Genomic DNA, 12,498 nt, shown 5'->3' with positions numbered 1-12,498 from the left:
TTACTGGTACAATCATGAACGATCAAAAGAAAAATTGGCTGGATTGAGTCCAGTCGAATACCGAACGCAATCCAGCCAATCAGCTGCATAATAAAAACTCTAACTTTTGGGGGTAACCACCTTGTAGATGCTCTTTCTGCTTGGTAATTATTAATTTAATTTTATGTTAATCGTGGATCCTGTAATAAACGCTCTATTTCTTCTTTGTGATGCGTTTCATCAGAAATCATATCTTCAAGTTTGACAACTAGCTCAGTCAAGTTCAAGTTATCAGCTTGTTTTTTACGTTTTTCATAACGATCAATTGTGTCTGCTTCAGCCTTTAACGAAGCTTCTAACAAATCTCTTACCTCTGTAGGCTGTGGAATGTCAGCAGATTTTGTTGTCGGAGTTCCACCTAACGTTTTTATTTTTTCAGACAGGTAAAGCGCATGTCCCATCTCATCGGTGATTTCTGCTTCAAAGAAGGGCTTTAACGCTGAACGGTATAACCCGGATACTACTGATGCACTATAAGTATATTGAATTGCTGCACCATATTCATTTGCTAAATCTACATTTAGACCATCAATTAATTCTTGTAAGTCTTTATCCATTTTTATATCCCAGCCTTTCAATTATTTATCTATATAGCATTTTCCCCTAATTCTAATTTTTAAACGTTGCTATTATGGGTATAGTTTTGGAGGGAGGTATTAACATTGAGAAAAAAAAGGAACTATTTATATGTTTTTCTATTATCGTTTGTTTTATTCACAACTATATTGTGGGTGATGAAAATACAACAAGGAACAATTCCTCTTGTTGATCAATGGACTAGAGGGTTCGTACAATCCTTAGCAGATTCAAATTTGTATTTCTTATTTAGGTGGTTAACAGAACTTGGCTCTGGAACCTTTTTGACACCATTTACTATTGTGGTTGCTATTATACTAGGTTACATTTTCCGTGATTGGTTTGTCGGGGTTATGTTCGCAGGTGGAACTTTACTTAGCTATGGTGCAAACGTTTTGATTAAGGTAATCGTTGAGAGGGGACGTCCTCGGATTTTTGTTGCAGCCGAGGCAGAAGGGTATAGCTTTCCATCTGGACATGCTATGATCTCAATGGTTTGTTATGGATTGCTTATATACTTTTTAGCAAAAAAAATAAAATCCAAGAAAAAGGTAATAGCTGCTCAAATAAGCGTCGCAATCCTCATTTTCTTAATTGGATTCAGTCGGTATATGATACGTGTTCATTATCTTACTGATGTTTTAGCAGGGTTTGCCTTTGGATTTATATTTATCTTGCTTTGGACAATGTTATTTGAATATGTTCAAAGGCGGCGGTCCCCGGCAAATGAATCTCCGTCTTAAGGCGGAGACAAAAACGTTCTAAAGGTTGTTATTAAAAATAGCCCCTTCCGGTATGATTAAAGTACAAACTTACTAGGAGGGGCATACATATGCGTGTAAAGAAAGTAGTATGGAAGTAAAATAAATTAATATGTTAAAAAATCGAAATTTTATGTTTTAATTTGTTGCTGTGTTGTTTCCTTCTCCAGGATATTAGGTATACTTAATTGGAGCAGAGTAACATGGATGATACTCGTGTTTTCTTTATAATGTTTTTTTTAGACGCATCTTCCTAAGCTTGGGTGTCTATCCAAGCTGTTGTTACTTAATTTATTCTCTGAAATAATACAATCTTAAGCTATCAATAAAATAGAAAGAGTGATGAAAATGAATAATCGATTCATCCGTTCCTTAATAGCATTTAGTATTATCATAATTGGAGTATTACTAGTGTTAGAGAATCTCGATGTAATCAATATGGATATGAATGGTATTTGGCCTTATATCTATTCCACATTATTTATCATATTTGGTTTAAAGTGGTTTGTTGATGATTTACGTAACGACGGTGGTAACTGGATCTTTGGTTCATTCTTATTCGTTTTTGGGTCCCTGCTAGTACTTGGTGAACTGCAGATTATTAATTTCAATTTTAATGATGTTTTGAAACTATGGCCGTTATTAATTGTTTACATTGGGTTTAGTATAATTGGAAAACCGCAACGAAAAAAAAACTTCAAGTTTGAGATAGATACAGGCGATAAAAAAGATAATAAAGTAAACAAACAGAGAAAACACGGTAGTCGTTTTTCCATAGGTGACCATCAATTCACAGATCCGAACTGGAAAGTTGAACCAATGGATTTGTACAATGCTGCTGGGGATTACTACATTGATTTTTCAAAAGGATTTATTCCAGAAAAAGAAATTCCAATAACGATTAATAGCTGGGCAGGTGACATCCAAATTTTAATGCCAGAAAACGTTGCTTGCCGCATTGATGCTTCAGTAAAAGCTGGTGAAATAAATGTCATGGGACAAACATCAGAGGGCATAAATAGAAAAGTACATTATCAATGTGAAGATTACGAGGAAGCAACAAGAAAATTGACAATAACATTGAAATTAAAAGCGGGCTCTGTCCGTGTCGATAAAGTATAATGGAGGTGAGACCTGTGCTAAAGCGATTAAATAGCATCCGTTTCAGTTATATTCGTTCTCACTTGTATGCTTTGTTTTTAACTACTGTTATCTTGCTGTCATTTTTGCTCTCAATTTATGTGCTGTTTTCACCGAAATGGCTAACTACAGAAAGCATCTTTCTATTTATTTCCACATACCTTTTGATAGCCTTGCTACTTTCATTATATGTAGGATTTAAATCAAGTGGAGATTTAAAGGAGAGATTAGACTACTTTTCAGTGTTAATCACCCAGTTCACCAATGGAAACTATAATTCTCGCGTTTATTTTAACGAAGATGATGAAATTGCCAGAATAGGTAATGAGATGAATGAACTGGGAAAAAGGATGCAAAGCCAGGTGAAGTCACTTCAACGGATGGCTGACGAAAAAGCAGACCTTGCTAAATCTTCACATAAGGCCGCAGTAATTGAAGAGAGGCAGCGATTGGCAAGGGATCTGCATGACTCAGTTAGTCAGCAATTATTCGGTGTTACAATGATGGCTGAAGCGGCTCTTAAGCAAATTGACAAAAATCCAACATTAGCTAAATCACAACTGGAGGATGTAGCATCGAGTGCATTGCAGGCTCAGACAGAAATGCGTGCACTATTATTGCACCTGCGTCCTGTTCATTTGTCCGGGGAGCCACTGCCTATTGGTTTAAGAAAGTTGTTAGAAGAACTAAAACAAAAGAGTACTATACAGTTCAAATTAGAAATTGATGAAGCTATTAAACTTCCTGAGACTACTGAAGAGCATATATTTAGAATCATCCAGGAATCTCTATCCAATATCCTGCGGCATGCTAATGCAAAAGAAGTAAAGCTAAAGATTTTAACCAAATCAAATGAGCTATTTATTCATATAGCAGATGATGGGCAGGGGTTTGATGTTGGAACAGATTCTGATCGGAAAACTTCCTATGGATTAAAGACGATGAAAGAGCGAAGTGAAGAACTGGGTGGAACATTTACAATTCGATCAATTCAACATGAGGGTACATATATCGATATACGAATTCCATGTTAAGGGGGAGAGAAATAAATGATTCGAGTTATTGTAGTTGACGACCACGATGTTGTTCGAAAAGGAATTGTCTCCTATTTGCAAACTGATGAAACAATTGAAGTTATAGGAGAAGCGTCTAATGGAAATGATGGGGCGTCGCTTGTTATTAAGGAAGAACCTGATGTTGTACTGATGGATTTAATGATGGATAATGGTAGTGGAATCGATGCAACCCGTGCAATTACAGATAGTGGTATAAATACAAAAATTATAATTCTTACAAGCTTCTATGATGACAAACAAGTCTTCCCTGCAATAGAAGCGGGGGCATTCAGTTACATTTTAAAAACATCCTCTGCGGATGAGATTGTATCAGCTATTAAAAAAGCTACACAGGATGAAACCGTAATTGAGCCTAAAGTGGCGGGGAGAATGATGTCATCTTTTCGTGCTAATTCCCATAAGGCACATGATGATTTAACAGAGCGGGAGTTAGAAGTTCTTATTTGCATCGGTAATGGAATGACAAATCTGGAAATTAGCGAGAAATTATATATTGGTATTAAAACCGTCAAAACACATGTCAGTAATGTCCTTGGTAAATTAGGAGTACATGATCGTACCCAGGCTGCTGTATATGTTCATCGAAATAACTTAATTTCTTCAGAGAATTAGTACGTTTAAAAGAATGTTGCTTTTGACAGAAAAGCTATAAACTGCAACGTATGCGCTGAGTTGTTTTCCGCTGCGGACCGTTGCTTTCCGTGGGGAACGCTTCAGCCTCCTTGCCCCGGCAAGGGGTATGCCCATGTTGTCCGCAAAGGACGGTCTTAGTCGGCCCTCAACATCTACCACTCTGCGGGGTCTTCAGACTCGTGCTGTTCCCGCAGGAGTCAACGGCCCGTAGCGTAAGTCAACTATCGTAATAGTAGGTGAGCTACACAGTACTTTCAAAACTTCGTGTTAGTGGAGGAAAATCACGAAGACTCCTGCGGGAAAGCGAAGTGTTGAGACCCCGCAGTGAGCGGTCTTTGCGATCGAGGAGGCTCAGCGCAAGCCCGCGGAAAGCGTAGTGATTTTTCCGCAACGATTGCAAGGCAACGAACATGATTTTTAGTTACATCGCAGTTTGTATCAACTACGAGGGTTAAAGAGCAACAAAACTTATCTTTAGGCTTAGACTGCTAAAATTGCAGTCTGCTTTTTTTGTTTTTTTAATGGAAGGCTTGTATACTATTTATGAAGATTTTAATGAGGGAGAATACATATATGAATCAGTCCAAAGAAAGCGAAACGCTCGTGTTCTTTATATGGGGAGTATCTCTAATAGCATTACTTGGAAGTTTATTCTTCTCAGAAGTAATGGGATACATTCCCTGTGAATTATGTTGGTACCAACGGATATTAATGTATCCGCTTGTGATTATTTATGGTACTGCTATGGTCAAAAAGGATATGTCAATAGCCCTACCAGGACTTATTTTAAGTGGAATTGGTATGTTTGTGTCTATTTATCATTATTTGATTCAAAAGGTGCCTGCACTTCATGAGAACTCGGGAGCATGTGGTATTATTCCGTGTAATTCAGAATACGTGAATTATTTTGGGTTTGTAACTATTCCTTTCCTTGCGGGAACAGCGTTTATTTTAATTTTTGTTTGCCACATCATTCTACTTAAGCAACTTAGGAGGAAATAACCAATGAAAAAAAAGATGATAATATTTATAACAGTGCTTGTAGTGTTATTTGCTGCTCTTTACTTTGTAGTTCAATACAAAAACAATCAAGCAATTGGTGATAGTGAAAACCCTTATGGCGATATAGATTTGGAGCAGGAAACAATTGACCAGCTGGACAATCCGAATTATCAAAATCAAATTTTACCAGACCAATTAAGCGAAAAACTGGAAAATGGTGAATCCTTAACCGTTTACTTTTACAGTCCTACTTGTATTCATTGCCAACGTACCACTCCAGTTTTGGTTCCATTAACTGAAGAACTTGGTGTCGAAATGAAAAAATTGAACCTGCTTGAGTTTGAAGAAGGCTGGAAAGAATTCGGAATAGAAGGAACACCAACACTTGTACGGTATGAAAACGGAGAAGAGGTAGATAGGCTTAGCGGAGAACACTCAAAAAAGGAATGGCGTACATTCTTTGAAAAAAATAATATAAAAGAATAAGCAAAGCGGAAGCCCATTAAATGGTGCTTCCGCTTTTACTAAATTGGCTTTAATCCGTGTCCACCATGTTGTAGGTAGTGATATATGGTGTGTCAGCGAAATATGCTGGGGGCTTTGTTCCGCCAGCACTTTGATGCTGTTTCTTAAATGCGTCAGAGTTCTTCCAATTGTCGTAGTCCTCAATGGAAGCCCACTGGGTAAATACAATGTATTTGTTTCCACTTTCTGGTTCTAATAACCGGAAAGCCTGAAAACCGGGAGAAGACTCAATGCTAGAGCTTCGTTGTTTAAAGCGGTCTTCAAATACAGTACGACCATCCTCTGTAACTGTGATGTTATTCATCACAACGAATCCCTTGTTTCTAATCGTTCCTTTGCTAATTAATATTTCATATCCTCTTCCAGAAGCGAAGATGTTTTGTTTAGAGTCCTCATAATAAGCAAGTACATTCGTACCACTATTCATCAGATAGAATTTGATGTCAGGGTGTTTATTTGTTATCTTTGTAATTATTTCCAGTGTTCCATTTGTCATGTGTGCTTTCATTATCTACCCAGGTCCCCTTTCTAATACAAAATTCTTCTATTTTAATAATACCCGTTTGATAATACTTAATCAAAAAATACGCAGTACAGATCAAACAGTATTACTTTTCGATTGTTGAAAACTGTCGTATACTGAAGGATATGATTGAATTTACAGTCATGTGTAGAGGTGAACAGTATAATGCAACAAAGTAAAAAAAGAAAACCAAGACTTAATTTCAACATGAAATATGTTGTTATTAGTATCGCAATCTTTGTTTTTTTGGGGATTTCAGGATATTTAGTTATTGTTTTTGGTGGGAAATTGGTTGTCAATGAAGAAGATTTAATTCTAGACGTTACTACCACAATTGAAACAAAAAACGGAGATATTATTGCTGAATTATATAATGAAAACAGAACGCTTGTATCAATTGATGATGTACCAAAACATGTTCAGGAAGCATTTATTGCTGTTGAAGATCGTCGTTTTTATGAGCATGCAGGGGTGGACTTTCAATCTGTTATGCGAGCTGTATACCGTGATCTCATTGCATTTTCCAAGGTGGAGGGTGCTAGTACAATCACACAGCAACTAGCCAAAAATCTTTTCTTGAAAAATGATAAGACGTGGATGCGAAAAACCAAGGAAGTAATGGCTGCTATATATTTAGAGCGTGAATTTACAAAGAAACAACTACTTGAAATATATTTAAATGAAATATATTTTGGTTCTGGAGTATATGGGATAGAAGAAGCTTCCAGATTGTTTTTTTCAAAGTCCGTAGAAGACCTAACGCTGGCAGAAGGTGCTATGATAGCGGGGTTAGCTAAAGCTCCTAATGGTTATTCGCCAATTAATCATCAGGAAAAGGCGTTAGCCAGAAGGAATGTTGTGCTTCAGTCAATGGATAATGCAGGAATGATTGCTACTGATACCCGCGTGCAGGCGCAGGGGAAAACGCTTGGTTTAGATATCTGGAAGCCAAAAGAAAATCCATGGGTAGATAGTTTTGTAGATTTAGTTATAAAAGAAGCCGCAGATAAGTATCAGCTTTCCTTAGGAGAATTAAGGCGTGGTGGTTATCGGCTAATTGTTAGTATGGACAAACACATCCAGCAAATTGCCTATAATCAGTTTAAAAATGATCGGTATTTCCCAGGCAATACAAACGGTGTGCAGGGCGCCTTTGTCATGATGAATCAGTCAAATGGAGGGATTGTTGCTGCTATAGGTGGCCGATCGTATGAATTAGGCAATCTTAACCGTGTTACTGTAAAACGTCAGCCAGGATCCACTATTAAGCCAACCGCTGTATATGGACCTGCGTTGATGAAAGAAGCGTATAGACCCTATTCGCTAATACCCGATCAAAAAGTAAGTTTCAAGGGATACACAGCAGAGAACTTAAATAATCAATACGAAGGTGCCGTATCCATATACGAAGCGCTGAGAGTATCGAAAAATGCCCCAGCAGTTTGGTTGCTTGATGCGATTGGTATTGATTATGCCAAGTCATATCTCGAAAAGATGGCTATTACGATTGAAGATAATGGGCTAGCGATTGCACTAGGTGGTTTATCAAAAGGAATAGCACCTATTAAAATGATGGAAAGCTATCGTCCGTTTGTCCATGCTGGCAAGTATATAGAATCACATACTATAACGCATGTTTATGATCGAAATAATAATCTAATAACTGAGGAAGAATATAAGGAAACACAGGTCTTTAGTGGTCAGGTTGCATGGGACATGACAGAAATGCTGCGAAAAGTTGTAGATGATGGAACTGCAACGGCAGGAGATTATGAAAAGGCACTGGCTGGTAAAACAGGGTCGACTCAACACCCCCACGCAAATGGGTTCTATAAAGATGCTTGGTTTGTCGGCTACACGCCAAAATACGTAAGTGCTTTATGGATGGGATATGATCATTCTGATAAAGGTCATTATCTTACAGACGGAAGTACGTACCCAACCATGCTTACGAAGTCAATTCTGACCGAAATAGATAAGCAGCGACCATTAGAATCAGCTTTCGTAAAACCTGATAATGTAGATCCACTACCAAAACCAATTGATCTTCCAAAAGTTGATAATCTTAAAGCAAGCTATACATTTGGAGGATTTTCTTTAATCAAAGGGAAACTAACTTGGCCTAAAGCAGACGACAAACGAGTTATTTTTCACATTTACAAAAAGCAGGCGGGTGTTGATCAACGAATTGGAGAAGTTAAAGGAAAGAATCAATTTATTATCGATGATCTTCCTTTATTGAAAACAACTCACTATTATATTGTTCCTTACAACCCATTGACGAAGGTTGAAGGGTCCAAGTCAAATGCGGTGGAACTATCACTGTAATCGACAAATTCATGACAATCAAACGGGTTTGCTATACACCTAAGAGGAAAATCGATATAGTAGGTAGTAGAGTTGAATTGAAGCTGTTAAAAAGGGTGGAAAACATGTTAAAGCAAATGAATGACACAATTATTAGAGCCTATAAAGGCGAAAAAACGGATCATGTTCCAGCATGGTTTATGCGACAGGCTGGGCGTTCTCAAAAAGAATACAGGGAAATCAAACAAAAATATTCCTTGTTTGAAATTACCCACCAACCCGAATTATGTGCTTATGTTACACGCCTTCCAGTTGAAAATTATGGTGTGGATGCGGCAATCCTATATAAGGATATCATGTCACCATTACCTGCTATCGGGGTAGACGTGGAAATTAAAAAGAACATAGGACCTATTATCCATAATCCCATACAAACGTATCAGGATGTTGAAAAGCTCGGAACAATCAATCCTAAATCAGACGTACCGTATGTACTAGACACGATTCGATTATTGACAGAGGAACAATTAACAGTTCCGTTAATCGGGTTCAGTGGAGCACCATTCACATTAGCGAGCTATATGATTGAAGGTGGTCCATCTAAAAACTACCATAAAACAAAGGCACTTATGTATCGTGAACCGGAAACATGGTTTGCATTGATGGATAAACTAGCCGACATGGTGGTTACATATGCAAAGGCACAAATTAAAGCAGGTGTCAGTGTAATACAGATATTTGATTCATGGGTAGGAACACTAAATGCTTCAGACTACCGGATTTTCATCAAGCCTGCAATGCAACACATCTTTCGCGAACTTCAAAAAGAGAATGTTCCATTGGTGTTATTTGGTATTGGGGCAAGACATCTGCTATTGGAATGGAATGACTTGCCTGTGGATGTACTTGGACTTGATTGGCGCACATCAATTCAGGAAGCTAGACAAATGGGAGTAACTAAGGTGCTACAGGGAAATTTAGATCCTGCTATTTTATTGGCGGACTGGGATACAATTGAGGAGAGAACAAAAGCTATCCTTGACCAAGGGATGCAAGAACAAGGCTATGTGTTTAATTTGGGGCATGGTGTAACACCTGAAATTAAGCCAGCTACACTGAAAAAAGTAACTGAATTAGTTCACAGCTATTCTAAACAATAAGACCGCTAACGAGGTGTATGTAATGAGTAAGAAAAAAATGGGTTTGCTTGTAATGGCATATGGAACGCCTTACAAGGAAGAAGACATAGAACGATACTATACGGATATTAGACGGGGACGAAAGCCAACACCGGAAATGCTGCAGGATTTAACAGATCGCTACCGGGCAATTGGGGGAATATCGCCATTAGCGAAGATTACAAATGGACAAGCAAAGGCACTTGAAACAGAGTTGAACAAGGTTCAGGATGATGTTGAATTTCACGTATACATTGGACTTAAACATATTGAGCCATTTATTGAAGATGCTGTGCAGCAAATGGCAAATGACGGGATCGAAGAAGCAGTATCTTTAGTATTGGCACCACATTATTCCACATTTAGTGTGAAATCATATAATAAGCGGGCAAATGATGAAGCAGAGAAACAAGGTAAGTTGTCGATTACGTCAGTTGAAAGCTGGTATGATGCTCCAGGTTTTATCAATTACTGGGCTAATCAGATAAACGCGGTATATGATGAAATGGCGGCTGAAGAAAAAGAAAAGGCGGTGCTTATCGTTTCAGCACATAGTCTTCCGGAAAAAATTCTGCAAAATGGAGATCCATATCCTGATCAATTAAAGGAAACTGCCCGATTAATTTCTGAATCAACAGGAATTACCAATTATAAAATTGGTTGGCAGAGTGAAGGCAACACACCAGATCCATGGCTTGGCCCCGATGTGCAGGATTTAACACGAGAGCTTTTTGAACAAAAGGGGTACCGTTCATTTGTTTATGCACCAGTCGGGTTCATCGCCGATCATTTAGAGGTGTTATATGATAATGACTACGAGTGTAAAGTGGTATGTGATGAATTGGGTGCGAACTACTATCGACCTGAAATGCCTAACGTACACCCTGACTTTATTTCGACGTTAGCAGACGTTGTTCTAAAAAAAGTAAAGCGTGATTCTTAAATGGATAATGTAAAAGAAATTGTAATTGTTGGTGGCGGGATAACAGGGCTTTCCGCTGCTTACTATTTACAAAAAGAGATCAAAGAAAAGCACTTACCATACAAAGTTAAGCTAGTTGAAGCAAGCAACCGTTTAGGTGGGAAAATTCAAACTGTACAAAAAGATGGATTTACAATTGAGCGGGGTCCTGATTCATTTTTATCACGAAAGACACCTGCTGTTAAATTAGCAGAAGAAGTTGGACTAACCGATAAGTTAGTTCGCAATGGTACGGGCCAGTCTTATATTTTAGTTAACAATAAATTACATAAGATGCCCAGTGGTTCCTATATGGGAATCCCAACAACAGCTCGTCCATTTTTATTTTCAAAATTATTTTCTTTAAAAGGTAAATTGCGTGCTGGATTTGATTACGCACTCCCAAAAAGTAAAGATGTACCAGACCAGTCTTTGGGGGCCTTTTTCCGTCACCGGTTCGGGAATGAGTTAGTGGAGAACTTAATTGAGCCACTCTTATCAGGAATTTATGCTGGAGATATTGATGATATGAGCCTCATGGCTACTTTCCCAAACTTCTATCAAGTAGAACAAGAGCATCGGAGTCTAATAAAAGGGTTGCAAAAAACATTGCCGAAACCATCTGGATCAAAGAAGAAAAAGCCAGGAATGTTTTATTCATTTCAGGGTGGACTGGAATCACTCGTCAAACAAATAGAACAAAAGCTTGAAGCGGATACCGTAACCTTTAATGCTGCAGTGGATCATATTGAGAAAAAAGATCATGGCTATCATTTACTTTTGAGTAATGGTCAAGTATATAAGGCGGATGCGGTTATTATGGCGACACCACATCACACGCTTTCGAAAGTCTTTAGCCAGTTTGACTTCTTTCATGAATTTGATAATGTACCAGCAACCTCTGTTGCAAACGTTGCGATGGCATTCGATCAATCCGCAATTAAAAAGGATATCGATGGAACCGGGTTCGTCGTTTCAAGGAACAGTGATTTCCGTATAACTGCCTGCACTTGGACACATAAGAAATGGCCGAATTCTACACCCGAAGGCAGCGTACTAATTCGTTGTTATGTAGGCCGACCCAGTGATCAGGAAGTAGTAGATTTATCTGACGAGGAAATTAAGGGAATTGTGCTAAAAGACTTGAATAAAACCATGAATATCACACAGGAGCCGAAGTTTAGTGTGATTTCAAGGTGGAAAAACGCAATGCCACAATATACAGTGGGACACAAGGAAAGAATTGCTAACGTACGGAATCATATGGACGAGTCATTACCAGGTGTTTATTTGGCAGGGAGTTCATTCGAAGGTGTCGGAATACCGGATTGTATTGAACAAGGTGAAAAAGCGGTAGCAAACGTATTAAATTTCCTGCGGTAAATTGTTGCTTGGGATTCTTCCCATCACATTAAGTATATTTAAAAAATGCCCATCAAATAGTGAATTTGATGGGCATTTTTTTCCAGGTAAGAAAGTATAAATCCTTTCTTACTGCATAAGTGCAACTAAGTGGCAACTAAGGCTTGGCGATAAGCCAAGTTTTCTAATCGCATTTCCCAAGTTAATGAACCAAGGACAAAAGATATGACACTAAGTATCGTAGTAAATAGGAGTGATTTTTGCTGAAGAATGCAGAAGCGTTGTTTCTCATGGAAAGCGAGTGTTTTTTAGAATAGACGGTTGATATTTCTGGATAACGGCTGATCCTCATGCCATAACGGTCGATATTTCTGGATAACGGTTGATTCTTAGGCCATAACGGTTGATATTTCTG

General features: G+C 38.1%; 13 protein-coding genes. 11 read left to right on the top strand and 2 right to left on the bottom strand.

Going from position 1 to position 12,498, the window contains the following annotated elements; translation table 11 throughout:
- Positions 1-91, top strand: a 91-nt coding sequence (locus ACOI1D_RS12090; protein WP_422501544.1) for an IS3 family transposase, incomplete at its 5' end; no start/stop codon positions are given.
- 70 nt (positions 92-161) lie between these two features.
- Here ACOI1D_RS12090 and ACOI1D_RS12085 read toward each other — a convergent pair.
- Positions 162-596 carry a ferritin-like domain-containing protein gene (locus tag ACOI1D_RS12085; RefSeq protein WP_422501543.1) on the bottom strand — a complete coding sequence of 145 codons (435 nt, stop codon included), beginning with the start codon at positions 594-596 and terminating at the stop codon, positions 162-164.
- 105 nt (positions 597-701) lie between these two features.
- Between ACOI1D_RS12085 and ACOI1D_RS12080 the strand changes: the two genes are divergently transcribed.
- The 6 genes from ACOI1D_RS12080 (at position 702) to ACOI1D_RS12055 (ending at position 5,713) form a co-directional block, all read left to right on the top strand.
- On the top strand, positions 702-1,358 hold the full coding sequence (locus tag ACOI1D_RS12080; RefSeq protein ID WP_422501541.1) for a phosphatase PAP2 family protein: 657 nt from the start codon (positions 702-704) through the stop codon (positions 1,356-1,358).
- Positions 1,359-1,718: 360 nt separating this feature from the next.
- Positions 1,719-2,498, top strand: a complete 780-nt coding sequence (gene liaF / locus ACOI1D_RS12075; RefSeq protein ID WP_422501540.1) for a cell wall-active antibiotics response protein LiaF — start codon at positions 1,719-1,721, stop codon at positions 2,496-2,498.
- Between the two features lie 14 nt (positions 2,499-2,512).
- The gene (locus ACOI1D_RS12070) at positions 2,513-3,550 is read left to right on the top strand and encodes a sensor histidine kinase (protein ID WP_422501539.1); all 1,038 of its coding nucleotides are present in this window, start codon (positions 2,513-2,515) and stop codon (positions 3,548-3,550) included.
- Positions 3,551-3,565: 15 nt separating this feature from the next.
- Positions 3,566-4,204 (top strand): response regulator, encoded by a 639-nt coding sequence (locus ACOI1D_RS12065; RefSeq protein WP_422501538.1) that lies wholly within the window; start codon positions 3,566-3,568, stop codon positions 4,202-4,204.
- 594 nt (positions 4,205-4,798) lie between these two features.
- Complete coding sequence (locus ACOI1D_RS12060) at positions 4,799-5,227, top strand: disulfide oxidoreductase (protein WP_422501537.1); 429 nt, start codon at positions 4,799-4,801, stop codon at positions 5,225-5,227.
- 3 nt (positions 5,228-5,230) lie between these two features.
- Complete coding sequence (locus ACOI1D_RS12055) at positions 5,231-5,713, top strand: thioredoxin family protein (RefSeq protein ID WP_422501536.1); 483 nt, start codon at positions 5,231-5,233, stop codon at positions 5,711-5,713.
- A gap of 49 nt (positions 5,714-5,762) precedes the next feature.
- On the opposite strand, the gene ACOI1D_RS12050 is transcribed toward ACOI1D_RS12055, so the two are convergent.
- The gene (locus ACOI1D_RS12050) at positions 5,763-6,260 is read right to left on the bottom strand and encodes an antibiotic biosynthesis monooxygenase family protein (protein WP_422501535.1); all 498 of its coding nucleotides are present in this window, start codon (positions 6,258-6,260) and stop codon (positions 5,763-5,765) included.
- Between the two features lie 180 nt (positions 6,261-6,440).
- On the opposite strand from ACOI1D_RS12050, the gene ACOI1D_RS12045 reads away from it, so the two are divergent.
- From ACOI1D_RS12045 to hemY, 4 genes are all read left to right on the top strand, one after another.
- Entirely contained in the window at positions 6,441-8,603 is a 2,163-nt protein-coding gene (locus ACOI1D_RS12045; protein WP_422501534.1) for a transglycosylase domain-containing protein, read from the top strand.
- A gap of 104 nt (positions 8,604-8,707) precedes the next feature.
- The gene (gene hemE, locus ACOI1D_RS12040; RefSeq protein ID WP_422501533.1) at positions 8,708-9,742 is read left to right on the top strand and encodes a uroporphyrinogen decarboxylase; all 1,035 of its coding nucleotides are present in this window, start codon (positions 8,708-8,710) and stop codon (positions 9,740-9,742) included.
- Positions 9,743-9,764: 22 nt separating this feature from the next.
- Positions 9,765-10,703, top strand: coding sequence for a ferrochelatase (gene hemH, locus ACOI1D_RS12035; protein WP_422501532.1), 939 nt, complete (start codon positions 9,765-9,767; stop codon positions 10,701-10,703).
- Positions 10,704-12,104, top strand: coding sequence for a protoporphyrinogen oxidase (gene hemY / locus ACOI1D_RS12030; RefSeq protein WP_422501531.1), 1,401 nt, complete (start codon positions 10,704-10,706; stop codon positions 12,102-12,104).
- Positions 12,105-12,498 lie beyond the last annotated feature (394 nt).

Source organism: Virgibacillus sp. DJP39, assembly GCF_049310925.1.
Lineage (GTDB): Bacteria > Bacillota > Bacilli > Bacillales > Amphibacillaceae > Virgibacillus_F.
The sequence above is the reverse complement of the archived record's forward strand: the minus strand, read 5'-3'. Positions and strand labels throughout refer to the sequence as shown.

Bases quoted from the DNA above. Each gene is read 5' to 3' on its own strand.
- ACOI1D_RS12085 (WP_422501543.1), bottom strand. From the start codon at position 596: ATGGATAAAGACTTACAAGAATTAATTGATGGTCTAAATGTAGATTTA.
- liaF (WP_422501540.1), top strand. From the start codon at position 1,719: ATGAAAATGAATAATCGATTCATCCGTTCCTTAATAGCATTTAGTATT.
- ACOI1D_RS12065 (WP_422501538.1), top strand. From the start codon at position 3,566: ATGATTCGAGTTATTGTAGTTGACGACCACGATGTTGTTCGAAAAGGA.
- ACOI1D_RS12060 (WP_422501537.1), top strand. From the start codon at position 4,799: ATGAATCAGTCCAAAGAAAGCGAAACGCTCGTGTTCTTTATATGGGGA.
- ACOI1D_RS12055 (WP_422501536.1), top strand. From the start codon at position 5,231: ATGAAAAAAAAGATGATAATATTTATAACAGTGCTTGTAGTGTTATTT.
- ACOI1D_RS12050 (WP_422501535.1), bottom strand. From the start codon at position 6,260: ATGAAAGCACACATGACAAATGGAACACTGGAAATAATTACAAAGATA.
- ACOI1D_RS12045 (WP_422501534.1), top strand. From the start codon at position 6,441: ATGCAACAAAGTAAAAAAAGAAAACCAAGACTTAATTTCAACATGAAA.
- hemE (WP_422501533.1), top strand. From the start codon at position 8,708: ATGTTAAAGCAAATGAATGACACAATTATTAGAGCCTATAAAGGCGAA.
- hemH (WP_422501532.1), top strand. From the start codon at position 9,765: ATGAGTAAGAAAAAAATGGGTTTGCTTGTAATGGCATATGGAACGCCT.
- hemY (WP_422501531.1), top strand. From the start codon at position 10,704: ATGGATAATGTAAAAGAAATTGTAATTGTTGGTGGCGGGATAACAGGG.